The organism is Streptomyces sp. RKND-216 (assembly GCF_004795255.1).
GTDB classification, from domain to species: domain Bacteria; phylum Actinomycetota; class Actinomycetes; order Streptomycetales; family Streptomycetaceae; genus Streptomyces; species Streptomyces hazeniae.
The window spans coordinates 2,763,005-2,787,246 of record NZ_SSBQ01000002.1; the positions used below are offsets into that span (position 1 = coordinate 2,763,005).

Sequence of the window (24,242 nt, forward strand, 5' to 3'; positions counted from 1 at the left end):
GTCCTCAGTACGCCAGTGCGCGGTCGACGGCGTCGAGCACCCGGTCGAGGTTCGGCAGGTACTCGTCCTCGAGGCGGGCCGGCGGGTAGGGCGCGTGGAAGCCGCCGACGCGCAGCACCGGGGCCTCCAGGTGGTAGAAGCAGCGCTCGGTGATCCGGGCCGCCACCTCCGACCCGGTGCCCAGGAAGACCGGCGCCTCGTGCACCACGACCAGGCGGCCGGTCTTCTCCACCGACTGCTGGATCGTGTCGAAATCGACCGGCGACATCGAGCGCATGTCGACCACCTCGAGCGACTTGCCCTCCTCGGCGGCGGCCTGCGCGGCCTCCAGGCACGTCTTCACCATCGGGCCGTAGGCGGCGAGGGTGAGGTCGGTGCCCTGCTGCGCGACGCGGGCGGCGTGCAGCGGGCCGGGAATGGCCTCGGTGTCGACGTCGCCCTTGTCCCAGTACCGGCGCTTCGGCTCGAAGAAGATCACCGGGTCGTCGGACTCGATGGCCTGCTGCATCATCCAGTAGGCGTCCGAGGCGTTCGACGGGGAGACGCACTTGAGGCCGGCGACGTGCGCGAACAGCGCCTCCGGCGACTCGCTGTGGTGCTCCACGGCGCCGATGCCGCCCGCGTAGGGGATGCGGACGACGACCGGCAGTTTGACCTTGCCCAGCGCGCGGGCGTGCATCTTCGCGAGCTGCGTGACGATCTGGTCGTACGCCGGGAAGACGAAGCCGTCGAACTGGATCTCGACCACCGGGCGGTAGCCGCGCAGGGCGAGGCCGATGGCGGTGCCGACGATACCGGACTCGGCCAGCGGGGTGTCGATGACCCGGTCCTCGCCGAAGTCCTTCTGGAGGCCGTCGGTGATGCGGAAGACGCCGCCGAGCTTGCCGACGTCCTCACCCATGATGAGGACCTTCGGGTCGTCCTCCATCGCCTTGCGGAGCGAGGTGTTCAGCGCCTTGGCGATGGGCATCTTGGTGGTGGCCATGTCAGTTGCCCTCCCCGGCGGCGGCGCTCTCGTTCTCGTCGGCGAAGGACGCCAGGTACTGGGCGAACTGCTCGCGCTCCTCGTCGACCAGCGCGTGGCCGTCGGCGTAGGTGTGCTCGAACATCGCCATCGGGTCCGGGTCGGGCATGGCGCGCACGGCCTCGCGGACGCGCTTGGCCATGGTGTCGGACTCCTCGTCGATCGACTCGAGGAACTTCGCGTCCGCCAGCTTCTCCTTCTCCAGGTACGTGCGCAGCCGGAGGATCGGGTCCTTGGCCTCCCACGCCTCCCGCTCCTCGTCCCGGCGGTACTTCGTCGGGTCGTCGGAGGTGGTGTGCGCGCCCATCCGGTAGGTGAACGCCTCGACCAGCATCGGGCCCTCGCCGGACCGGGCTCGCTCCACGGCGGCCTTGGTCACGGCCAGGCAGGCCAGCACGTCGTTGCCGTCCACCCGGACGCCCGGGAAGCCGAAGCCGGCCGCGCGCTGGTAGATCGGGACGCGGGACTGGCGCTCGGTGGGCTCGGAGATCGCCCACTGGTTGTTCTGGCAGAAGAACACCACCGGGGCGTTGTAGACCGCCGAGAAGGTGAACGCCTCCGCCACGTCGCCCTGGCTGGACGCGCCGTCGCCGAAGTAGGCGATGACGGCCGAGTCCGCGCCGTCCTTGGCCACGCCCATCGCGTAGCCCGTGGCGTGCAGCGCCTGCGAGCCGATCACGATGGTGTAGAGGTGGAAGTTGTTGCTGTTCGGGTCCCAGCCGCCGTTGTTCACGCCGCGGAACATGCCGAGCAGGTTCTCCGGCGGCACCCCGCGGCACCAGGCCACGCCGTGCTCGCGGTAGGTGGGGAAGACGTAGTCGTCGTCGTGCAGGGCACGGGCGGAGCCGATCTGCGCGGCCTCCTGCCCGAGCAGCGAGGCCCACAGGCCCAGCTCGCCCTGACGCTGCAGTGCGGTCGCCTCGGCGTCGAAACGCCGGGTCAGCACCATGTCGCGGTAGAGCCCGCGCAGCTCCTCGGGGGTCAGGTCGATGGCGTAGTCCGGGTGCTCGACCCGTTCGCCCTCGGGGGTCAGCAGCTGTACGAGCTGCGGCTCGGCCTTCGCGGGGGCGGCCGTCTTCTTCTTGGCCGCGCTCGCGCGCTTGGCGGTGCCGCCGCTGCGACGCGTCTTGCTGCGCGCGGCAGTGCCTTCCACGGTCACGTGTGCTCCTCCGTCTGTCCGGCCCCCGGGATCCGCCGGGCAGCCAGTGCGGCTCGCCCGGTACCGATACGGCGCACGGGGTTGGGTGCGGCGCAGACGGAACCGAGCGGTGACGTCTGTCCCGTCAGACTGCCTGCGAAAGACAAGGTACCCAGCACCTCCACATTTGCGCGAAGGCCCCTGACCTGCGATTTTACTGGGATGTCCAAGCAAATCGCCGGTGGTGGTCAGCACTGGTCACAGCTTCGCAAGCCCACGGGACATGCGCACGTTATCCCGCACCCCCCGGCGGCGGGAAGAGCCGACAGAGGACTGGACCTCAGCGGTGTGTGAGACTGGCTGCGTGCACGAAGAGGGAAAAATCACCGTATTCCTGCTGGATGACCACGAGGTCGTACGACGCGGAGTGCACGACATGCTGGCCGCCGAGGACGACATCGAGGTGGTCGGCGAAGCCGGCACCGCCGCCGAGGCCCTCACCCGCATCCCCGCCGCCCGCCCGGACGTCGCCGTCCTGGACGTACGCCTCCCCGACGGCAACGGCGTCGAGGTCTGCCGCGAGGTCCGGTCCCGCGACGAGCACGTCCGCTGCCTGATGCTCACCTCCTACTCCGACGACGAGGCCCTGTTCAACGCGATCATGGCGGGCGCCTCCGGATACGTCCTGAAGGGAATCCGCGGCTCCGAGCTGATCACCGCGGTGCGGGACGTGGCCGCGGGCCGCTCGCTGCTCGATCCGGTCGCCACCCAGCGCGTCCTGGACCGGCTGCGCAGCGGAGGCGCCACCACCCGATCGGACGAACCGCTGGCCCGTCTCACCGAACAGGAGCGCCGCATCCTGGACCTGATCGGCGAGGGGCTCACCAACCGCGCCATCGGCGAACGGCTGCATCTGGCGGAGAAGACGATCAAGAACTACGTCTCCGGACTGCTGGCCAAGCTCGGCATGGAACGCCGCTCGCAGGCGGCGGCCTACGTGGCCCGTCTCCGGGCCCGCTCTGACCAGCACTGACCAGTACTGACGGCCGCCGGAGCCCCCTGCGTCGCCTTCAGTCGCAGAAGGCCGCGTGCACTGCCGCGTAGCGGCGGGTCCACCAGACGACCAGGGCGGAGGCGGCGGCGAACTGCGGGTCGGGGCGGGAGTCGTGCCGCTCGTAGCGCCAGCGCAGCATCCAGAAGTCGTTCAGCCGCTCCCACCACACCCGGTGCACCGCCGCGCCCAGCTCCGCCTGCGGCGCCGTGCTCGCGTACCGGTACGCGCGGGCGTAGGCAGGCACCTTCCGCAGGTCCAGGCTGCCATCGGGCCGCAGGAAGAAGATCGCCGCGCCCCGGACCGCCTCCTCCGCGCGGGGCTGGACGGCCAGCCGGTCCCAGTCGACGATCGCGAGGGGTTCGCCGCCGCGCCGGTGGCCCCGGGGCCGGGCGGCGCCGTAGATCAGGTTCAGCGGGTGGAAGTCGCCGTGCACCCAGCCCACCGCGGGTACGGCGGCGGGACGGGCGTCCGCGTACCGGTGCAGCAGCCGGCGCCGCTCCCGCAGCCGGTACTCAGCCAGCTCGTCGAAACCGTCGCGCCGCCGGCCGCGGCGGTGGACGCGGGTGAGGAGGCCGTCGATCAGCGCGTGGGTCGCGGCCGGGTCCGCGCTCGCGGACGCGGCCTCGGGCGCGGCGGCCTCCCGCTGGGCGGGGAGCACCTGCTGGAGCCGGGTGTGCACGGTGCCGAGCAGTGCGCCCAGCCGCCGCGACTGCGCCTCGGTCAGCGCGAGGCCGTCCAGGTGCCGGCCCTCCACCCACGGGTGCAGCGCGAAGCAGCGCCCGCCCACGACGGAAACCGTACGGCCGTCCCGGGCGGCCACGGGGGGCACGGCCGGCAGCCCGGCCGCCTCCAGCGACGCGATGGCGCGGTGCCGCCGCTCCAGCGGGGCCGGGTCGGCGGGGTCGGCGTCGAGGTGGTGCTTGAGGAAGAAGGTTCCCCCGGTGGCGGCGACCCGGTATCCACGGTTGAGCAGCCCGTACGTCACGGGCGCGCACGACAGCGGTGTGCCGGTGCGGTAGCGGGCGGCGAGGTCCCGGAGGGTGTGCGGTGCGAGGAGGGGCGTCGGCGACACGCGCGCATCGTAGATCACGGTGCGCTACCGCCTGACTGCGGTGTGCGGCCCGGCCCGGGCGACGTGGTAGAGGATCTCCTCCCCGCCCGGTCCGGGCTCGGGCGCCGGCCGGGACGGACAGGGGTCAGGCGCTGGACGCGGTCAGCGCGCGGCGCCCAGGCCGCCGGCGGAGTCGGCGCCGGTCGACGCGCCGGCGCTTCCGTCACCGCCCCCGGCCTCGCTGCCCAGGGACGTGCCGCCCTCCTCGCCGCCGGAGGTCTCGCCCTCGGTCGTACCGCCGTCGGTCGTGCCGCCGTCCGTGGGGTCCTCGCCGCCCCCGCCGGGGCTGCCCTCCGTCGTGCCGGTGGACGTCGGCGGCTCCGACGTCGGCTCGGTCGACTCGGTCGGAGGCTCCGAGGACGGCTCCTCGGTGGGCGAGGGGTCCTCCGACGGGGAGAAGGTGTCGTCGTCGCCGGTGTCGCCCGTCGTACCGGGGACATCGGTGTCGGTCCCGTCGTCCGTCGGCTCGCGGCTCGTCCGGTCGTCCCGTGGTGAGGAGGAGGACGGCCCGGGATTCGGGTCGGTCTCCCCGCCGTCGTCGCCCGCGTTGAGCGCGAAGAAGATGCCCGCCGCGATCGCCAGCACCGCGAGGAAGGCGATCAGCGCGTACTTCGCCCCGCCGCCACCGCGGCCGTCGTCCCGGTGGCCTCCCTCGAAACCGCCATCGCCCCGGTCCGGCGGCCCCATGAGGAGCGGCGGACCCATCCGGGTCTGCGTGTCGCCGGCGCCGCGGAAACCGCCCGTGCCGGTGTCGCCCATGGTGCCGACGCCGGGCGTACCCATCGGCGGCGTGGTGCCGCCGGCGACGACGGCGCCGGTGTTCCACAGCCCGCCGGTGTGGCCGCCCTGCTCCTGGAGCATGCGCAGGCCGTACTGGACCAGGCCGCGCATCTCCTCGGCGGTCTGAAAGCGGTCGTCGGGGTCCTTCGCCAGCGACCGCATGACAAGGCCGTCCAGCTCCGGCGGCACGGCGTCCGAGACGCGGGACGGCAGCACCGGCTCGTCCTGCACGTGCTGGTACACCACGGACAGCGGCGTCTCACCGGTGAACGGCGGGCGCAGGGTGAGCAGCTCGTACAGCAGGCAGCCGGTGGCGTACAGGTCGGAGCGGGTGTCGACGGTCTTGCCGAGCGCCTGCTCGGGGGAGAGGTACTGCGGCGTGCCCATCACCATGCCGGTCTGCGTCATGGTGTTGGAGGCGCCGTGCAGGGCCCGGGCGATGCCGAAGTCCATCACCTTCACCGCGCCGGTGTGGGTGATGATGACGTTGGCCGGCTTGATGTCCCGGTGCACGATGCCGTGCTGGTGGCTGTAGGCCAGGGCCTCCAGGACGCCGGAGACGATGATCAGCGCCTGGTCGGCGGGCGGCGCCTCCGGCCCGTGCAGCAGGTCGCGGATGGTGCGGCCCTCGACCAGCTCCATCACGATGTACGGCACCACGCTGCCGTTGACGATCTCCTCGCCGGAGTCGTAGACGGCGACGACCGCGTGGTGGTTGAGTCCGGCGACCGACTGCGCCTCGCGTGTGAAACGGGCCTTGGAGACCGGGTCCTCGGCGAGGTCGGAACGCAGCAGCTTCACCGCGACCGTCCGGCCGAGCCGGACGTCCTCGGCGGCGTACACCTCAGCCATGCCACCGCGTCCGAGGCGGTGGGTGAGGCGGTAACGACCGTCGCCCACCAGTCCGTTGTTTCCCCACCCGTCCGGCGATTCGGGCACGGAGCCGCCCGTCGCCTCCGGCTCCGAAGGGCCGCCAGCGGCTTGCGAATCTGCCATCTGTCCTCGCCGTCGATCGTTCCGCGGTGACGCGGTCGTGTAACGCCCAGCCCCCGTGCCGGAGGCTACAGCCTCCGGCACGGGGGCTGTGACAGGGCTCAAAAGCCATCCAAGCGGCTGCGGTGTCCGGCTGGCAAGTCGGAGTCCGGGCCGTGGACGACCCCACCAGGATGGCCGGATCTCGACGGTGGGATGCTTGCCATGCGTATGTCCCGGTGCGGTGCCGAGCCCGGTACACATCGGTCACGGAAGGGGCGACGAACTTGACGTGTCCGTGCCCTCGGGCAGACTGGCCGGGTATCAGGCCCGAAGATGCCGGAAGGACGCCCTCGGGGGGCTCGTCCTGTCACCCGGTCGTCCACGTGCCGGAACAGCGCCACCATGAGCGCCACCAAGGGGGAGCAGTCAGATGAGCGACGACGACGCGCAGGCGGCGCGGTACATCGGCCGCGCGGTCGCAGGCGGGCGCTTCCAGCTGCAGAGCCTGCTCGGCGCGGGCGGCATGGCCTCCGTGTATCTCGCTTACGACTCGGTGCTGGACCGCCAGGTCGCGGTGAAGACGCTGCACTCGGACCTTGGGCGTGAGCAGTCGTTCCGGGAACGGTTCCGCCGCGAGGCCCAGTCGGTCGCGAAGCTGACGCACACCAACATCGTGTCCGTCTTCGACTCCGGCGAGGACACCCTCGACGGCGCGCCCGTCCCCTACATCGTCATGGAGTACGTCGAGGGCAAGCCGCTCCGGCAGGTCCTGGACGAGGACGTCGCACAGTCCGGCGCGATGCCCGCCGACAAGGCGCTGAAGATCACTGCCGACGTGCTCAACGCGCTCGATGTCAGCCACGAACTCGGCCTGGTGCACCGCGACATCAAGCCCGGCAACGTGATGCTGACCAAGCGCGGCGTCGTCAAGGTGATGGACTTCGGCATCGCCAGGGCGATGCAGTCCGGCGTCACGTCGATGACGCAGACCGGCATGGTCGTCGGCACCCCGCAGTACCTGTCCCCGGAGCAGGCCCTGGGCCGCGGCGTGGACGCCCGCTCCGACCTGTACTCGGTCGGCATCATGCTCTTCGAACTGCTCACCGGCCGACTGCCGTTCGACGCCGACTCCCCCCTCGCGATCGCGTACGCGCACGTGCAGGAGGAGGCGGTCGCCCCCTCCAGCATCAACCGTTCGGTGACGCCTGCGATCGACGCCCTGGTGGCCCGCACCCTGCGGAAGAACCCGAACGAGCGCTTCCCCACCTCCGAGGCGATGCGCGCCGAGGTCGAGCGGGTGCGCAGCTCGGCGAGCGGCGCGGCCCCGGTCATCGTCGGCGGCAACCAGGCGCCGAACGGCGCCGAGGTCGGCAAGGCGGTGTTCCCGCCGGTGGGCAACGAGCAGAGCACGCCCCCGCCGCCGAACGCCGCACCCGGGCCGTTCCAGCCGCAGTACGGCTACCCGCAGTCCACCGCCCCCATGGGCGCCCCGCGGCCGGCGGGCTTCAACGGCCCCGCCCCGTACGGCCGTCCCGGCGCGCAGACCCCGCCGCCGTACACCATGTCGCCCCGCCCGGCGGGCCCGCCCGCGAAGAGCGGTGGCACCAGCAACGGCGTGGTCGTCGGCACGGTCATCGCCGCGGTGGTCGCCGTGGTGACGGTCATCGCGCTCATCGCGGCGAACAGCGGCGAGGACGAGCCGGTCGCCCGTCCGTCCGCCCCGCCGGCCCCGTCCTACTCCGTCGACCAGCCCTCCACCCGCCCGTCGGACGACGAGACGACCGAGGCCGGTTCCAGCGGGGGCGGCGGCGACTTCAAGCCGGAGGACACCTCGCGCACCATCGAGGCGAGCGAGTGCACCGACGCGCGCGACAGCTACATCGAAGACGGCAAGAAGACGATGCCGGAATTCGCCTTCAAGAACCTCACCTCGGTCAAGGAGTGCATCAAGCAGGCCGGCTGGAAGTTGGGGGACGTCACCAAGGAGGACGAGAACGTCTGGGGCAAGAACATGGTCCTGGAGCAGAACCCCGACTCGTACTCCGCGTTCGACCCCGACGAGGACGAGATCGACCTCACCGTCTCCACCGGCATGCCCCCCGGCTCGGACTGATCCCGTTCCAGGTACTGGCCCGCCGGAACCGGCCCGGGCCGCTGAGGCCGGGCGCGGACCGATCCACACCCCGCCCGTGCCAGCATGCGCCGTCCGAAGGGGCGTGCGGCGGGCCGGGTTCAGAGGTATAGAGGTATCAGAGGTAGGGGCCTCCGGAGCGTGCGGGACCGTGCTCCTCGCCGTCCTCGGGGAGCGCACCCGGCGGCAGCGCGCGCCGCATCTGCTCCAGCTGTGCCCGGGCCGCCATCTGCTGGGCGAACAACGCCGTCTGGATGCCGTGGAACAGCCCCTCCAGCCAGCCGACGAGCTGGGCCTGCGCGATGCGCAGTTCCGCCTCCGTCGGCACCGCGTCCTCGCCGAACGGCAGCGACAGCCGCTCCAGCTCCTCGATCAACTCCGGCGCGAGGCCGTCCTCCAGCTCCTTCACGGAGCTGGCGTGGATCTCCCGGAGCCGCACGCGGCTCGCCTCGTCGAGCGGCGCCGACTTCACTTCCTCCAGTAGCTGCTTGATCATGCTGCCGATCCGCATGACCTTCGCGGGCTGCTCCACCATCTCCGTCAACGGGACCTCAGCCTGCTCGTCGGCTTCGTTGTCGCCGCCCCTGGGGGCCGCGGTGCCGAGAGCCATCCCGTCCGGACCGACGACCAGGACGTGCGGGCTCTCCTGCGACCGTTCATTGCTCGGCTGTGTCATATCCCCATTCTGCACGGCTCATGCCTCCCGGCGGCGAGGGGCCGCCGGGAGCGGGGACCGCCGGGGGCGCGAGGCCGTCGCGGCGGCGGTCCGCCGGTCAGCCCCGGCGCAGGCGGAGCGCCAGGAACGCCAGGCCGAGGCCGAGGCAGGTGAGCCCGGCGCCCAGCGGCAGGACGGGCACGATCGGACCCGCGGGGGCGCCTGCCGCGGCGGGAGCAGCCGCCTCCGCGGCGCCGTCACCGGCCGGGGGCTGCCGCGGCGGTCCCGCCTGCGGGCGCCCGGGGTCGGCTGCGCCCGCGACCGTGTCCTGAGGCGCGACGGGCGCCGGGCTCCAGATGCCGCCCTGCGCGGGGGCGGCAGGTTCCTCCACGGCCTGCCCGGTGTCCGCCGGCGCGGGACCGTCGGCGCGCTGTGCGCCGCCCGGTCCCGTACCGCCCGGCTCGGCGTCCTGCAGGGTCGCGCCCGGCTCGCGCGCGGGGGAAGCAGGACCGGGGTGCGGGTGGGCGTGCCCGCCGGAAGCGTGCGCGGGGCTGCGGCGCTGCCACGGCCCGCTCGCGTCGGTCCCCGCCACGGGGTGCCCGCCGCTCCGTGCACGTGTGCCGGGGGCGCCCGTCCCGCCGTGGTGTTCGTGGGGGCCGAAGAGCGGCGGGAGCGGCGGCGTTCCCTCACGGCCGTCGTGCGCGTGGCGCGGGTGGTGCGGGTCGCCGGGGTCCCGTGGGTAGTGCGGCGGGTACGGAGCGTGCGGGCTGCGCGGGTGCTCCCCGAGTGCGGCGGCGAGCCGCTGTGAGAGCCGCTCCCCCCAGCGGCCGTTGGAGGGGGGCGTCCCGTACGGCGCGACGACTCGGGGAGCCGTACGCGCGCCGGGGGCGCTCGCCGTGGGCGCTGAGGAGGCGGCGAGCGCGGGGGCGGGGAGCAGCAGGACGACGGCGCAGCTCAGCAGCGGTACCCCGGAACACCTGCGCCGGGTGCGGACCGCCCCCGCGCGCCCGTCTCGGGGAGACCCCATGCCGCCTCCCTCCCACGCCTCACCGTTCTGCCGAGTCACCAGCGTCACACAAGGGGAGGAAACGGGCATCTCGAATGAGCGGTATCGGTTCTGCGCTCACGCGATCGTCCGAGCGCCCTCGGCAGGTGCGCACCGGTCACACCGTGAGGATCACCTTGCCCACGTGGCCGCTCTCCTCGAGCACGCGGTGCGCCTGCGGGGCGTCCTGCACGGGCAGGGTGCGGTCCAGCACGGGGCGTACCCGCCCGTCGTCCAGCAGCGGCCACACGTGCTCCCGCACGGCCGCCACGATCGCCGCCTTCTCCGACGCCGGACGGCCACGCAGCGAGGTTGCCGTAACGGCGGCCCGCTTCGCCAGCAACGCGGCGAGGTTCAGCTCGCCCTTCGTCCCGCCCTGGAGGCCGATGACGGCCAGCCGACCGTTCACCGCCAGCGCCCTGACGTTGTCCCGCAGGTACCCGGCCCCGATGATGTCCAGGATGACGTCCGCACCGTGGCCGTCGGTCGCCGTCCTCAGTTCCTCGACGAAGTCCTGTTCGCGGTAGTCGATGAGAATGTCCGCGCCCAGTTCGGCGCAGCGCGCCAGCTTCTGACTGCTGCCCGCCGTCACCGCGACGCGTGCGCCGACCGCCTTGGCGAGCTGGATCGCCATGGTGCCGATGCCGCTCGACCCGCCGTGCACGAGCAGGGTCTCGCCGGGCCGCAGGTGCGCGACCATGAAAACGTTCGACCAGACGGTGCACGTCACCTCCGGCAGACCGGCCGCGGTGACCAGGTCGACCCCCTTCGGAACGGGCAGCAGTTGGCCGCTCGGCACAGCCACCTTCTCCGCGTAGCCGCCGCCCGCCAGCAGCGCGCACACCTCGTCGCCGACCGCCCATCCGGACACCCCCGAACCGACGGCCGCGACCCGGCCCGCACACTCCAGACCCGGGTAGCGGGACGTACCCGGCGGCGGGTCGTAACGGCCCTGACGCTGCAGCAGGTCGGCACGGTTGACGCCCGCCGCCGCCACGTCCACCAGCACTTCGCCCTCACCCGGCTCCGGATCGGGCACCTCGGCCCACACCAGCGCCTCGGGTCCGCCCGGTTCGGGAATCGTGATCGCATGCATGGCCCGACGCTACTCCCCCGCGGGCCGGGCGCTACGGAAGCGTGGTCTCGGAGGAGGGGAGGGAGCGGTGGATGACGACGACGCGGTCGGTGAGCTGCAGCGTCGCGGCCTCCGGGTCGTCGTAGCCGAGCAGCCGGTGGCCCCGCACGACGGAGACGACCAGGTCGGTGCACTCGCGCGGAGACCGGCCCGCCTCGGCCTTGGTGACGGGCCGTTCGTTCAGACTGAGGCCGCTGCCCTGCTGGATCAGGTCCTCCATGACCGAGCTTGCGTTGGGGCTCAGCATGGACAGGCCCAGGAGCCGGCCGGCGGCGCTCGCGCTGGTGATGACGGCGTCCGCACCGGACTGGCGCAGCAGCGGCGCGTTCTCCTCCTCGCGCACGGCGGCGACGATGCGCAGCCTCGGATTGAGCTGACGCGCGGTCAGTGTCACCAGCACAGCGGTGTCGTCGCGCTGCGTGGCGACGACGATCTGTTTGGCACGGCGCACCTCGGCGCGGGCGAGCACGTCGCTGCGGGTCGCGTCGCCGACGACCCCGGCGAAGCCGTCCTCCGTGGCCGTCTTGACCACGTGGTGGTTCGGGTCGATCAGCACGATCCGCTCCCGCCCCATCCCGGTCGACAGCAGCGTCTCGGCGGCCGACCGGCCCTTGGTACCGAAACCGACGACGACGGTGTGGTCGCGCAAGGCGGTCCTCCAGCGCGTCTGGCGCCACTGCTCGCGGGTGCGCTCGGTGAGCACCTCCAGCGTGGTACCCACCAGGATGATCAGGAACAGGACGCGGAGCGGGGTGATGAGCAGGACATTGACGATCCGGGCGCCGTCGCTGACCGGCGCGATGTCACCGTACCCGGTCGTGGAGAGGGTGACGGTGGTGTAGTAGACGGCGTCGAGGAAGGTGACCGTGCCGTCGTAGTTGTCGGTGTAGCCGTCCCGGTCCAGATAGACGATCAGCACCGTCGCCCAGAGCACGCTCAGCGCGGCCAGCAGACGGCGGCCGACCTGCCGCAACGGCCCTATCGTCGAACGCGGCAGCAGCACGGGGCGCTCCGCGGGATCCCGCGGCGCCCTCGCGACGGTCGTCCTCACCACGGCAGCCCCCTCACCACGGCAGCTCCAGCAGACGGACGGACATCCCGGCGCTCGCGCCGCCGGGGGCTACCGCGGCGAGCGCGGACGCCCCCGCGATGCCGCGCAGCATCGCCGGCCCCGTCCAGCGCAGCGGCGTCGCGCCGGAACCGTCCGCCGTCCGGATGACCGGCACCAGGCGGGTGTCCCGCGGGTGGCCCTGCGCGTCGGCGGTCAGCGTCGCGCGCACCGGCTCCGGTTCCGGGAGCCCTGCGCGGGCCCGCAGCAGCGGACCGGCCAGGGTGAGCAGGCCGGACACCGCGGCGAGGGGGTTACCGGGCAGGCCCACCAGGTGTCGTCCTCGCTGCGCCCCGGCGAGGGCGGCCAGCAGCATCGGGTGCCCCGGACGCACCTCCACCCCGTCCACCAGCAGCCGGGCGCCGATGCGGTGAAGGGTGGGCCGGACGTGGTCGAGCGGACCGTGTGCGGTGCCACCGGTCGTCACGACGAGATCGGCGCCGGTCGTGGTGACCGCTTCGTGCAGCGCATCGGGATCGTCGCCCAGGCGCCGCGTCGCCAGCACCTCGGCGCCCAGCGCGGACAGCCACGGTCCGACCATCGGGCCCAGTGCGTCCCGGATGCGGCCCCCCGACGGCAGCCCCTCGTGGAGCAGTTCGTCGCCGAGGACCAGCACCTCGACGCGCGGGCGCGGGATGACGGTGAGCCGGTCGTAGCCCGCGGCGGCGGCCAGGCCCAGCACCGGAGGCGTCACCGGCGTACCGGCGGGCAGCAGGCGTGCCCCCGTGCGGCACTCCTGGCCGCGCGGCCGGATGTCCGTCCCCGGGTCCGTGCTGCCGGAAGGCGCCCCGGGCGTCAGGTGCAGCCGCTCGCCGCGCAGTTCGGCACGCTCGTCGCGCACCACGGCCGTCGCGCCGGGCGGGACACGTGCGCCGGTCGCGATCCGTACCGCGCGGCCGTCGGCCAGCGGCTCGGGTTCGGCACCCCCGGCCAGCGCACCCGGCCCCTCCGGCGGGCCGGCGGGCGTCCACGGACCCGGCCCGGCGACCGCCCAGCCGTCCATGGCGGAGGTTTCGAACGACGGCAGGTCGGCGAGCGCTTCGACGGGAGCTGCGAGCACCTGCCGCACGGCCCGGTCCAGCGGCACGGTCACGGCCACGCCGGGCTCGACCGCCCGGGCGGCGATGCGCTGCGCCTCCGCCCAGGGGACGTCCGCGTGCGCGGGCGGCGGCTGAGCCGCCGACGGGCGGGCGGACTCACCGCCTCCGGCGAAGGGCGCCGACGAGTCGACCACGCGGGCCTCCTCCCCGGTCTCCACGGCTCCGACGCCCCCGACTCTCGCACAGCCCGGCCCGGACGGGGTCTTCGGGCCCGCGATCGCTCCGCCCTCGCGGAAGGCGCCGCCGGGGGCGGACTCCCGGGCCGGGGCTCGGGTGGGGGAGACGGGCGACGCCGTCGGCGCGGGCTGCGCGTCCGGCCCGTCCGGCGCGGGCTGCGCGTCCGGCGCGGGCCCTGGACGCCGGGCCGCCGGGGCTCCCCTGCGCCCCGTCGAGGACGCTCCGTCGGGACCGCCCACTCCAGCGGCCGCAGAGGGGGACGGCGGTGCCGTCGACGGAGACGGCGGACGGCCGAACGGGAGGCGGGCGTGCACGTCCGGCACCGCAGCGCCCTCAGCGGGCCCACGAGGACTCGCTGCGGCTGCCGCAGGAGACTCCACTGCGGACGGAGCCTGCACGTCCCCCGGAGAGGAAGCGACCGGCTCTGCCTGGAGATCGGCCGTACGGGACGGCGGCTCCCCCGGACGCATACTGCCGGGAGCGGCTCCCGACGGCGCAGGCGAGCCCGGCTCCGCCACGACCGGGGCCACCTGTCCGGCGCCCGGTGCATGGGCGTCAGCGTCGGCGGACGCCACCCTCGACGACACGTCCGGCGACGCCGGCGGAAGGCCGCCGGACCGAGGGACGGGAGCCGGTCGCGTACCGGGGGGCCCGGGTGCGGCCGTGCCGGGCGCACGGTCTTCGCGGGCCGACGGCGCCGACGACAGGCGTGGGCCACGGGTGGGGACAGGGGGGACCCAGGGGGCGGCGAGCGCGTCGTCCGGATCGTGCGGCTCGTCCGGCGGGGGCGTGGCGTCCGTACTGGCGCGGTCGAGGCCGACCCGCCGGGCGGCGCGCGTCAGCCACTCCGGGAGCAGGCCGTCGTCGGACACCTCGGCGCGCCCGCAGTCGGCGGCGGCCTCCGCCTCGGCCTCAGCGGAGCGGTCGCCGTCCGCCGGGCCCGCCGGGCGGCGCAGCGTCCGCATCATCTCGGTCAGGCGGCCGACCGCGCCGCCGCTCTCCGCCTCGTCCGACTCCTGGGCCCGGCGCAGCAGCCAGGGAGGGGCCAGTTCGTCCTCCGCCGTGGGCGCCGCAGGTCGCGGGGCGCCCCGCAGGCCCACGGTCGAGCCCGACGCGGCGGACAGCCACGGTCCGGCGAGGTCGTCGTCCTCGGCGCCTGCCGCGTCCGTGCCCGGCGAGGGGCCGGTCGGCACTCTCCCGGTGCCGCCCGAGGGCCCGTGCACGACCTTGGCCGACAGGCCGTCGGTGGACGGCGAGCCCGCCGACAGCCACGGTCCGTCCGGGCCGTCCTCCCCCTCCGGCGTGCCCGGCCCGGCGTGCGGGCCGGGCGGCGTCCGGGTGCCCTCGGCGGGTGTGCCGGAGGAGGCGGGGGACTCGGCGCCGTCGTCGCCCACCGTGTCCGCAGGCGTCGCGGCGCGGCCGCCCTGTGTGAAGGGCGGGCACTGCCCGGCGTCGGCGCTCGCGGCGGGCACCCGGTCGGGGCACGGCCGTGATCCCTCCGGGCCGGGCGGCCCGCCCACCGCGGGCTCCGTCGCGGGGGATGGGCCCTCCCCGGCGTCCCGTACGCCCGGCTTCGGCGCGCTGCGCGCGTCCGCCGCGCGGGCGGGACAGTCGGCGCAGGGGCCGCCGCCGGCGTCCGTGGGACCACCGTTGGCGAGGGCGAGGGCCTGGTCGAGGTCGTCGGCGCCGCTCCCGGCCCCGCGACGGCTCATCGGTCGTCCGTTTCCGACTCCGCTTCCCATCGCTTCGCCAGCTCGGCGGCCTTGCGGGCGGCTTCCGCCACCGCCTCCCGAGAGCCGTCCCCACGGGCGGCGGCGTAGCCGACCAGAAACGTCGTCAGCGGGGCGGCGGGGCGCGCGACTCCGTGCGCGGCGTCACGCGCGAGATCCAGGAGCCCGGAGGTGTCGACGTCGAGCTCGATACCCAGTTCGGCCTTGACTGCGGCAATCCATTCGTCCAGCACGGAGCCATGCTCCCTGATGCGGGCCCGCGCGGCGGCGAGGTCGCCCCAGGTGTCGCAGTCCACCGCGTCCTCGGTCGATATGCGGTGCAGCCGCAGTCCGGGGAGCAGCAGGCGCAGCGGGAGGTGGGCGAGGGTGCCGTGTTCGGCGTGCAACAGGGCGAGTTCGCGGCGCAGGGGCTCCGCGCGGTAGGCGGCGAGCAGCGGCTGGTCCCGGCCGTCGTGGGCGACGGCGCCCTCGTCGTCGCTCCCGGCGGTGGCGCGCAGCAGCGCCCGTACGGTCGATGCCCGCAGGAAGGGCAGGTCGGCGGAGAGGACCAGCACGGTCTCGGCCCGGACGTGGGCCAGGCCGGCGTCGAGTGCTGCCAGCGGGCCGCCGCCGCGCGGGCTCTCCAACGCCCAGGTCACCGGCCGGTAGGTGGACCGGCGGGGGCCGACGACCACGGTCGTGGTGGCGTCCGGGCAGGCTGCGAGGACGCGGTCGAGGAGGGTGCGGGCGCCCACCGTGAGGGTGGGCTTGTCGGCGCCGCCGAGCCGCCGGGCGCCGCCCCCCGCGACGACCAGCGCGTCGAAGGCGGCCGTGCTCGACGGCTCGTCGGCAGCGGAACGGGCGTCGCCCGCCCCGGGCGCGGTGCGCGGGGCGGGCGACGGTCGTCCGGGCGGGCCCGGGGCGTGTGCGTTCACGCCTCAGAGCGTACGGAGCAGCACCGCCGGTTGTTCCACGCAGTCGGCGACGTACCGCAGGAAACCGCCGGCCGTGCCGCCGTCGCACACCCGGTGGTCGAAGGTGAAGGACAGCTGGACGACCTTGCGGACGGCGAGTTCGCCGTTCACGGCCCACGGCTTGTCGACGATGCGGCCGACGCCCAGCATCGCGGCTTCCGGGTGGTTGATGATCGGCGTGGAGCCGTCGACGCCGAACACGCCGTAGTTGTTCAGCGTGAACGTGCCGCCGGTCAGCTCGGCCGGGGACAGCGTGCCGGCGCGGGCCGACTCGGTGAGCCGTGCGATCTCCGCGGCGATGCCCTCGGCGTCCAGGGTGTGGGCGTCGCGCACCACCGGGACCACCAGGCCGCGGTCGGTCTGGGCGGCGAATCCGAGGTGCACGGCGTCCAGCCGCACGATCTCGCGCGCCTCCAGGTCGACCGTGGAATTGAGCTCCGGGAAACGGGCCAGGGCGGCCGTGGAGATCCGGGCCAGCAGCGCGAGCAGGGAGATCTTCGGTCCGCCGGCGGCGTTCATGGCCCGCCGCGCGGCGAGCAGCTCCGTCGCGTCGGCGTCCACCCAGGTCGTGGCGTCGGGGATCTCGCGGCGGCTGCGGGACAGCTTGTCCGCGACGGTGCCGCGCAGGCCGCGCAGCGGGATCCGCGAGGCCGCCCGTGCCGGGGACGGGGTGCGGGCGGGCCCCGCCGGGGCCGCCTCCCACGCCTCCTCGCCCGCGACCGCGCTGTCGCCGCTCGCGCCGCCGCGCTCGGCGGCCCGCTCGACGTCTCCGCGCATGATCAGGCCGTCAGGGCCGGATCCGGTCACGTCCCGCAGATCGATGCCGGACTCCCGTGCGATGCGGCGCACCAGCGGCGAGATGACGGCGACGGCCCCCTCCGGACGTCCGGAGGCGTCGCCGTTGCCCGCACCGGTGTGGTCGTTCCCGGGATGGCCGGACCCGGGACGGTCGAGTCCAGGACGGTCGGGTTCGGCGACGACGCCGCGTTCGTGGCCGCGGACGGCAGCCGTGGCGCCGCTCTCGCCGCGCGGGCCGACGCCCTGCGGGCGGGAACCGCCGGTGGCCTCGCCGCCGACACCGCGACGGGACGCACCCGACGTGGTCGTGCCCGTAGCGGCGGGGCCCGGGGCTGGTGTGGGGGCGGGGGCGGCCACGTGACCGACTCCGCCGCGCACCCGGCGGCGGCGACGCGCGGAGGGCGCCTGGGTGCCGTAGCCGACCAGCACATTGCCGGAACCCTCGTCGGTGTCGTCCGACGCGTCACCGGCCGGGGCGGCGGCCGCACCGGCCTCCTGAGGCGAGGTGGCGCCGACGGCGACGGCGACCAGCGGCGCGCCGACCGGCATCTCGTCGCCCTCGTCGCCGTAGCGGGCGGTGACCACGCCGCCGTACGGGCAGGGGACCTCGACCATCGCCTTGGCCGTCTCCACCTCGACGACCGGCTGGTCCACGGCGACGATCTCGCCGACCTCGACCATCCAGGTCGTGATCGTCGCCTCGGTCAGCCCTTCGCCGAGGTCGGGCAGTGCGAACTCGCGGATCTCCGCCATCACTGACCGCCTTCCACCCAGTCGCTCTCCCACTGCAGGCGGGCGACCGCGTCGAGCACGCGGTCCACGCCCGGCAGATGGTGCTTCTCCAGCATCGGCGGCGGGTACGGAACGTCGAAGCCCGCGACCCGCAGCACCGGTGCCTCAAGGTAGTGGAAGCAACGTTCGCCCACCCGTGCGGCGATCTCCCCGCCGGGACCGGCGAACCCCTGCGACTCGTGCACCACCACGGCGCGGCCGGTGCGTCGCACGGACTCCACGACCGTCTTCTCGTCGAAGGGCACCAGCGACCGCAGGTCGACGACCTCCAGGTCCCAGCCGTCCTCGCGTGCGGCCTCCGCCGCCTCCATGCACACCGGGACCGACGGGCCGTAGGTGATCAGCGTCGCCGAGGTGCCGCTGCGGCGGACGACGGCCTCGCCGACGCCGGGCACCTGCTCGGGCGCCTCCGGGTCCCACTCGGCCTTGCCCCAGTAGAGCCGCTTGGGCTCCATGAAGACGACCGGGTCGTCGGAGGCGATGGCGGCGCGCAGCAGGCCGTAGGCGTCGGCGACCGTCGCGGGCGTGACGACCTGGAGTCCGGGCGTGGCCATGTAGTACGCCTCGGAGGAGTCGCTGTGGTGCTCCACGCCGCCGATGCCGCCGCCGTACGGGACGCGGATGGTGATCGGCATGGGCAGCCGGCCGCGCGTGCGGTTGCGCATCTTCGCGACGTGCGAGGCGAGCTGCTCGAAGGAGGGGTAGGCGAACGCGTCGAACTGCATCTCGACGACCGGGCGCAGCCCGTACATGGCCATGCCCACGGCGGTGCCGAGGATGCCGGCCTCGGCCAGCGGAGTGTCGGTGCAGCGCTCCTCGCCGAACTCCCTGGTCAGGCCGTCGGTGACGCGGAAGACGCCCCCGAGCGTGCCGACGTCCTCGCCCATCACGTGGACGTCGGGGTCCTCGGCCATCGCGTCGCGCATGGCGCGGTTCAACGCCTGCGCCATGGTGGCGGGCTTGGCCACGGGCTTCTTCGCGGCGCCGCCCGCGCCGGCCGGGCCGCCGGCCGTCGTCTCGGTCCTTGCCATCACGCGTTCCCCTCGGCCTCGGCGTCCAGCTCGGCGCGCAACTGCGCCGCCTGCTCCCGCAGCTGCGCGGTCTTCTCCGCGTACACCTCGGCGAACAGGTCCATCGGGCGCAGCTCGGGGTCGGCGTTCATCCGCTCACGGATGCCCGCGGCCATCTCCTCCGCTCCCTCCGCGACGTCCTCGGCGGTGGCGTCGTCCAGCACGCCGCGCTCGCGCAGCTCCCGCTCCAGCAGCCGGACCGGGTCGTGGTCGCGCCAGGCGTCGACCTCCCCGTCGGTGCGGTAGCGGGTGGAGTCGTCGGCGTTGGTGTGCGCCTCCATGCGGTAGGTGACGGCCTCGACCAGCGTCGGGCCGCCGCCCTGCCGGGCCCGCTCGACGGCTTCGCCGAGCACGCTGTGCACGGCGACCGCGTCGTTGCCGTCGACGAGCCGGCCGGGCATGCCGTAGCCGACGGCCTTGTGTGCGAGGGACGGGGCGGCCGTCTGCTTGGCGAGCGGCACGGAGATCGCGAAGCCGTTGTTCTGCACCAGGAAGACGACGGGCGCGTTCCACACGGCGGCGAAGTTCAGCGCCTCGTGGAAGTCGCCCTCGCTGGTCCCGCCGTCGCCGACCAGGGCGAGCGCGACCACGTCGTCGCCCTTGATGCGGGCGGCGTGCGCCAGGCCGACGGCGTGCGGGAGCTGCGTGGCCAGCGGGGTGGACAGCGGCGCCACACGGGCGGCCTTCGGGTCCCAGCCGTGGTGCCAGTCGCCGCGCAGCAGCGTCAGCACCTCGACCGGGTCCAGGCCCCGCGCGACAGCGGCCAGCGTGTCGCGATAGCTGGGGAACAGCCAGTCCTGCTCCTTCAGCGCCAGGGCCGCGGCGACCTCGCACGCCTCCTGCCCGGTGGAGGAGGGATAGACGGCGAGGCGGCCCTGGCGGGTCAGTGCGGTGGCCTGCTCGTTGTAGCGGCGGCCGCGCACCAGCTCGCGGTGCAGGCGGAGCAGCACGTCCCGGCCCGGGGCCTTCTCGAGGTCGGCGTCGGTGCCCAGCAGCCGGTAGGGCTCGGCGTCGGGCAGCAGGGGAGCGGGATCGACCCGCGGACGCCATGCGGGCGGCGGAGAGAGTCGGTAGGAACCGGGCTGCTCCAGGACCGTCATGGTCGGCACCTCCTCGTGGGCGGCTGTCGGGCTCGGGTCCGTGAAGGACTCGGAGGCGGGGTGCGCCTCACCTACCGATTGTTCGGTCGCGCGCACACTTTGGCTACAGGCGGGCCCAGCCTGTGGACAAACTGCTCAGTAAAGCGTTCGATACGATCGATGCGTCCACAGAGAGGAGGCATTCGTCCATGTCGGACGAACGATTGGCCGAGCGGCCCGCCGACGAGGCGGACGAGCAGCGGCCGCCGGTACGCCCCCTCGACTCCGTCGACCGCGACATCCTGCGCCTGCTGCGGGCCGACGGGCGCGCATCCGTGCGCTCCGTCGCCGACCAGGTGCACGTCTCGCGGGCCAACGCCTACGCCCGGATCAACCGGCTGCTCGAGGACGGCGTGATCCGCGGCTTCAGCGCCCGCATCGACCAGGAACGCGCCGGTCACGGCACGTCCGCGTACATCACCCTGAAGATCGTCCAGGACTCGTGGCGCTCTGTCCGGGAGCGGCTGCGGGAACTGCCCGGCGCCGCGCACATGGCCCTGGTCGGCGGCGACTTCGACGTCCTGCTGCTGGTGCACACCAAGGACAACCGCTCGCTGCGCGACCTGGTCCTCACCCGCATCCAGGCCATCCCCGAGGTGCTGAGCACCCGGACGCTGCTGGTCTTCGAGGAGACCGACCTCGACCCCGAACCCTGAGCGGCCACCCGCGTGACGTGCGGCCGACCGCCGTGCTGCGCCGTCCGGCGGACGGCTTCCGACACGGTGTCCGGCGTCGGCACGGCGTGTGCATCGCGTGGCGAAGCCGTGCCCACCCGCCCGGCCGCGGTTTCCGGCAGCTCACCCCGGATAGGAGCGCGTACATGACAGCACCAGCCGCCTCCCGCCCCTCACCCGGACGCCGCGCCCTCTCCCTCGTCGCCGGCAACCGGATCTCGCAGGTCTACCTGCTGATCGTGCTCGCCCTGCTGGCCTGGGTCGCCGTGGACACCACCCTGGTCCACCAGGAGGACGCCTCGTTCGCCGGGGTCGTCCCCATGCTGGCCACCCTCCCCTGGGGTTTCGCCGTCGCCCTCCTGCCGGACGGCTCCACAGCGGGCTTCTTCGCCGTCGTCGCCGCGGGCGCCCTGGTCAACGCCGCCCTGATCGGCCTCGTCACCGGCCGGCGCCGCGGCTGACCCGCAGGGGTCGCGGGGGGCGGCGTCGGAGTCGGAGTCGGGGGGTCACCCTTCCGTCTACCGCGCCGCCTGCCAGGTCCACGACGTGCGCCGGGGCCGGCCGTCAACAGCTCCGCGCGACCCGTGCACCACAACAGCACCCTCGACGGGTCTCCGTCGGGCGCGTCCGGGAAGAGGCGCTCGAGTATCGCCGCTCTCCCGCTCGCGGGAGGAGCCCACGGCACACCCAGGCCCTGCGCGACGTCCCAGGTGTGCAGCAGCGTCTCGGCGGCCCCCATGGCGGCGAACCCCGTACGATCGCACGGCCCCCAGTGCCACGCCCGCACCTGGGGTCCTGCGTCCGCCAGGGCGCCGCCGAGCAGCCCGCCGCAGACCGCCGCGATGTCGAGCAGCCGACGCGGCGACGTTCCCGGCCAGACCACCAGGTCGAACGGCAGGTATCCGTCGTCGGGACGGCCCGCCACCTGCCCTGCGCAGGCCAGCAGGTCGTGGGCGATGTGCGCGGCCGTCTCCGCACAGCTCCACTCCAACCCGCCCGCCGAAACCCTCCAGTCCCGCTCCACATGAAGCCCGAGCAGCCGCTCCAGCTCCGCCAGGGCGGCGTCGATCTGCTCTCTGCTCATCTCGTCAGCCTGGCAGCCGCACAGCAGCGGTGAAGTCGTGCGCTCGCAAACTTTGCGGTTCGCCTACTTCGCCATCGCCCTCCTTTCCTACCTACCCGAGCTGGATGCACCGCGCGTCGGATCGGCGGCCTCCGGCTGGACCTGAAGTGGCGCGTCGCATGCAACGAGCGCGTCGATCCTCGCTGTGCCGAGATACAGCGACCGCTGACAGCACGGGCAACGTTGGTGCTGCGCCATCCGGCGCTCCTGTGCGGGAGTGCGGTGTCGGCTTCAGCGTCGGCGGGCCGGCTGATCCTCACGTCAGGTCGTCGGAGCGGCCGGCTGCGATGCGGGACCAGTGGGCGATGGGGCGGCCGTTCGTTCGCCATTCCTCGGGGTTCTCGGCGGAGTACCAGGGCTGGGGCCAGCCGTCGGGAGAGTCCTCCCACGCCTCCTGGCGTCCGTAGACGGTCATGTCCAGCAGCCCGTGGGTGGGGGCCATGATCTCAACGCCGCGGCCGCCGGTGTAGTACGTCTCGAACACCCGGTCGCCCTCGCGGACGTAGCAGACGAGGTGGTGACGCTGCCAGTCGCGACCTTCCAGCAGCTGCGGCGCCGTCCTCTCGACCGAGTACCACGGCATGTCCAGGCCCAGGAAGTCCCGGTAGCGGACGCTGGGCTCGTACGGGCCCTTGCAGAGCACGGCGTACGTGGCGTCGCGGGAATGGATGTAGGACAGCTCGCGGACCTGGCAGTTGAAGAACGTGCAGCCCTCGCACTGCTCGGCGGCGGGCCGGCCGGGCCACCAGGCGTGGAAGTACGCGATCAGCTGCCTGCGGCCTTCGAAGACGTCGAGGAGCGTGACCGGGCCGTCGGGACCGACCACCTCGAGGGTGGCGTCGACCTCCACCATCGGCAGGCGCCTCCGCGCCGCCGCGATCGCATCCCCTTCGCGGGTGTGCGCCTTCTCCCGTGCCAGCAGGGCGTCCCGCGCCTCCTGCCAGGTCGTTCTGTCCACGACGGGCGGGAGGGCCGGGCCGGGTCGCTGCTCGTTCATGGTCGCCTCCATGGTTCGTTGCCGTGTTCCCACCACGGTGGGAAGGGCTCCCCCACATCGGCCCCGGGCGTGCCCGAGGCGCAGCCAAGAGCCGTTTCTCCGTGGACCGTGAGCCGGTTACCCGGTGGAGCCCACGACGTGCCAGTGTTCGGTGATGCGGCCGTCCGCGAGACGGTAGGTGTCGGAAAAGGGCACCGAGGGAGCGCCGGGGCACTCCAGCAGGAAGCGCACCACCACGTGTCCTGCGGCGGCGATCACCTGAAGGGGACGTACGCCTGCGGCCGGGCCGCCCACAGGGCGTCCAGCTTGCTGACGACCCCCTGCCTGCCGGGGTCCGTCGGCGTCGTGGTCGACGAAGTCCTCGGCGAGGAAGCGGGGTACGGCGCCGGTGTCCTTCTCGCCCGAGAGCACCGTGCCGAAGAACTCAAGCACCAGTCCGGCGTCCCGCCTGGCCTCTTCGGTGTCGGCGATGATCATCCCGGGACGGTAGCAGCGCGGCGTGCCCCTGCCCGGCGGCACGGGCGCGCGCCGCGCCTCCCCCACACCGACGGCCCACACCGCGTACCCGTTCCTCCTCCGCCACGGTCCCTGGCGGAGAGCGGGAGCGGCCACCTCGCCGCCGCGCTCCGGGACGAGATCGACGAACTCGTCGTCAAGATCAACCCCGTCGTGATCGGTGCGGGCGTGCCGCTCTTCGACTCGGCCTACTCGCCCCAGCGTTACCGCGTGGTCTCCGGCCAGGTCTTCGACAGCGGCGTCACGGTCATGGCGTATGCCTGGCGCGACGACTGAGGCGGCCCTCCTCCCGGGCGGCGGGCGGCCCGCGGGGAGGCGCCTACGTACGCAGGCCCGCGAATGCGGTGGCGACGACGGCGTCGGCGACTTCGTCGCTGGTGGCGTGGGCGGTGCCGGCGCGCTCGGGGCGGTACCACTCGACGATCGAGTTGATCATTCCGAAGAGCAGCCGGGTGGCGAGCCGGGCGTCCACGTCGGGGCGGAGATCGCCTTCCGCGGCGGCGTCGTTGAGCAACTCGGCGACGCGCTGGTCGAAGTCGCGGCGGCGCTGGATCGCCCACCGTTCCGTGCTGGTGTTGCCGCGCACGCGCAGCAGCAGCGTGACGTAGGGGAGCTCGGCCATCAGCACCTCGGTGGTGCGCCGGGTGACGTGCTCGACCCGCTCGATCGCGCGGCCGCGGTTCGCCGCGGGCTCGTCCAGGATCGCGAAGAGGCCGTCCAGGGCCCGGCTTATCGCGCGCCGCAGGAGCTCCTCCTTGCCCCGCACGTGGTGGTAGATGGAGGACTTGGAGATGCCGGCCGCCTTGGAGAGGTGCTCCATGGAGGTGCCGTCGTAGCCTCGCTCGTTGAAGACCCGCACCGCGACGGCCAGGAGGGACTCCGGGGTGTAGGTGTCCCTTCGGGCTGCGGGGGGCGTGCTGGGGGTGGCGGCGGGCATGGCGCCGATCGTATCGGGGGAGGAGGAGTTCGCTCCCCGGAGGTGTTCCGTCACTGTTCGTGGCCCCCTTGCACCGACCG

The 24,242-nt window shown here is 73.9% G+C and carries 21 protein-coding genes; 5 read left to right on the forward strand and 16 right to left on the reverse strand.

Going from position 1 to position 24,242, the window contains the following annotated elements:
* Window positions 1-4 precede the first annotated feature (4 nt).
* Complete coding sequence (locus tag E4198_RS12340) at window positions 5-985, reverse strand: alpha-ketoacid dehydrogenase subunit beta (protein ID WP_136183192.1); 981 nt, start codon at window positions 983-985, stop codon at window positions 5-7.
* 1 nt (window position 986) lies between these two features.
* Window positions 987-2,183 (reverse strand): pyruvate dehydrogenase (acetyl-transferring) E1 component subunit alpha, encoded by a 1,197-nt coding sequence (gene pdhA, locus E4198_RS12345; protein WP_027765431.1) that lies wholly within the window; start codon window positions 2,181-2,183, stop codon window positions 987-989.
* A gap of 343 nt (window positions 2,184-2,526) precedes the next feature.
* Between pdhA (E4198_RS12345) and E4198_RS12350 the strand changes: the two genes are divergently transcribed.
* On the forward strand, window positions 2,527-3,195 hold the full coding sequence (locus tag E4198_RS12350; protein ID WP_136183193.1) for a response regulator transcription factor: 669 nt from the start codon (window positions 2,527-2,529) through the stop codon (window positions 3,193-3,195).
* A 37-nt stretch (window positions 3,196-3,232) separates the two neighbouring features.
* Here the strand turns inward: E4198_RS12350 and E4198_RS12355 are convergent, their stop codons facing one another.
* Both E4198_RS12355 and E4198_RS12360 read right to left on the reverse strand, forming a co-directional pair.
* A complete protein-coding gene (locus tag E4198_RS12355) occupies window positions 3,233-4,288 on the reverse strand; it encodes a phosphotransferase (RefSeq protein ID WP_136183194.1) in 1,056 nt (351 codons plus the stop codon).
* A gap of 141 nt (window positions 4,289-4,429) precedes the next feature.
* On the reverse strand, window positions 4,430-6,103 hold the full coding sequence (locus E4198_RS12360; protein WP_136183195.1) for a protein kinase: 1,674 nt from the start codon (window positions 6,101-6,103) through the stop codon (window positions 4,430-4,432).
* 409 nt (window positions 6,104-6,512) lie between these two features.
* On the opposite strand from E4198_RS12360, the gene E4198_RS12365 reads away from it, so the two are divergent.
* Complete coding sequence (locus tag E4198_RS12365) at window positions 6,513-8,195, forward strand: protein kinase (RefSeq protein WP_136183196.1); 1,683 nt, start codon at window positions 6,513-6,515, stop codon at window positions 8,193-8,195.
* Between the two features lie 136 nt (window positions 8,196-8,331).
* On the opposite strand, the gene E4198_RS12370 is transcribed toward E4198_RS12365, so the two are convergent.
* The 9 genes from E4198_RS12370 to pdhA (E4198_RS12410) form a co-directional block, all read right to left on the reverse strand.
* On the reverse strand, window positions 8,332-8,889 hold the full coding sequence (locus E4198_RS12370; RefSeq protein WP_136183197.1) for a bacterial proteasome activator family protein: 558 nt from the start codon (window positions 8,887-8,889) through the stop codon (window positions 8,332-8,334).
* Window positions 8,890-8,986: 97 nt separating this feature from the next.
* Window positions 8,987-9,895: a hypothetical protein gene (locus E4198_RS12375; RefSeq protein ID WP_136183198.1), complete on the reverse strand. Its 909-nt coding sequence runs from the start codon at window positions 9,893-9,895 to the stop codon at window positions 8,987-8,989.
* A 136-nt stretch (window positions 9,896-10,031) separates the two neighbouring features.
* The gene (locus E4198_RS12380; protein ID WP_136183199.1) at window positions 10,032-11,009 is read right to left on the reverse strand and encodes an NAD(P)H-quinone oxidoreductase; all 978 of its coding nucleotides are present in this window, start codon (window positions 11,007-11,009) and stop codon (window positions 10,032-10,034) included.
* Window positions 11,010-11,040: 31 nt separating this feature from the next.
* Window positions 11,041-12,051 (reverse strand): potassium channel family protein, encoded by a 1,011-nt coding sequence (locus E4198_RS12385; RefSeq protein WP_247597653.1) that lies wholly within the window; start codon window positions 12,049-12,051, stop codon window positions 11,041-11,043.
* A gap of 61 nt (window positions 12,052-12,112) precedes the next feature.
* Entirely contained in the window at window positions 12,113-13,474 is a 1,362-nt protein-coding gene (locus E4198_RS12390) for a molybdopterin molybdotransferase MoeA (RefSeq protein ID WP_136185342.1), read from the reverse strand.
* A 1,667-nt stretch (window positions 13,475-15,141) separates the two neighbouring features.
* Entirely contained in the window at window positions 15,142-15,957 is an 816-nt protein-coding gene (locus E4198_RS12395; protein WP_247597911.1) for a DUF6457 domain-containing protein, read from the reverse strand.
* Between the two features lie 123 nt (window positions 15,958-16,080).
* Window positions 16,081-17,667 (reverse strand): dihydrolipoamide acetyltransferase family protein, encoded by a 1,587-nt coding sequence (locus tag E4198_RS12400; RefSeq protein ID WP_136183202.1) that lies wholly within the window; start codon window positions 17,665-17,667, stop codon window positions 16,081-16,083.
* Window positions 17,667-18,656: an alpha-ketoacid dehydrogenase subunit beta gene (locus tag E4198_RS12405; RefSeq protein ID WP_247597912.1), complete on the reverse strand. Its 990-nt coding sequence runs from the start codon at window positions 18,654-18,656 to the stop codon at window positions 17,667-17,669. Before E4198_RS12405 ends, E4198_RS12400 begins: the two co-directional genes overlap by 1 nt.
* Before the next feature lie 80 nt (window positions 18,657-18,736).
* The gene (gene pdhA / locus E4198_RS12410) at window positions 18,737-19,876 is read right to left on the reverse strand and encodes a pyruvate dehydrogenase (acetyl-transferring) E1 component subunit alpha (protein ID WP_136183204.1); all 1,140 of its coding nucleotides are present in this window, start codon (window positions 19,874-19,876) and stop codon (window positions 18,737-18,739) included.
* Between the two features lie 188 nt (window positions 19,877-20,064).
* On the opposite strand from pdhA (E4198_RS12410), the gene E4198_RS12415 reads away from it, so the two are divergent.
* Both E4198_RS12415 and E4198_RS12420 read left to right on the forward strand, forming a co-directional pair.
* Window positions 20,065-20,571: an Lrp/AsnC family transcriptional regulator gene (locus E4198_RS12415; protein WP_136183205.1), complete on the forward strand. Its 507-nt coding sequence runs from the start codon at window positions 20,065-20,067 to the stop codon at window positions 20,569-20,571.
* Window positions 20,572-20,735: 164 nt separating this feature from the next.
* On the forward strand, window positions 20,736-21,050 hold the full coding sequence (locus E4198_RS12420) for a hypothetical protein (protein WP_136183206.1): 315 nt from the start codon (window positions 20,736-20,738) through the stop codon (window positions 21,048-21,050).
* Between the two features lie 918 nt (window positions 21,051-21,968).
* Here the strand turns inward: E4198_RS12420 and E4198_RS12430 are convergent.
* Window positions 21,969-22,709, reverse strand: coding sequence for a DUF899 family protein (locus E4198_RS12430; RefSeq protein ID WP_136183207.1), 741 nt, complete (start codon window positions 22,707-22,709; stop codon window positions 21,969-21,971).
* Window positions 22,710-22,826: 117 nt separating this feature from the next.
* Window positions 22,827-23,186 carry a nuclear transport factor 2 family protein gene (locus E4198_RS12435; protein ID WP_136183208.1) on the reverse strand — a complete coding sequence of 120 codons (360 nt, stop codon included), beginning with the start codon at window positions 23,184-23,186 and terminating at the stop codon, window positions 22,827-22,829.
* A gap of 192 nt (window positions 23,187-23,378) precedes the next feature.
* On the opposite strand from E4198_RS12435, the gene E4198_RS25695 reads away from it, so the two are divergent.
* Window positions 23,379-23,501 carry a hypothetical protein gene (locus E4198_RS25695; RefSeq protein ID WP_281727979.1) on the forward strand — a complete coding sequence of 41 codons (123 nt, stop codon included), beginning with the start codon at window positions 23,379-23,381 and terminating at the stop codon, window positions 23,499-23,501.
* A gap of 43 nt (window positions 23,502-23,544) precedes the next feature.
* On the opposite strand, the gene E4198_RS12440 is transcribed toward E4198_RS25695, so the two are convergent.
* Entirely contained in the window at window positions 23,545-24,162 is a 618-nt protein-coding gene (locus E4198_RS12440) for a TetR/AcrR family transcriptional regulator (RefSeq protein ID WP_136183209.1), read from the reverse strand.
* Window positions 24,163-24,242: the final 80 nt, after the last annotated feature.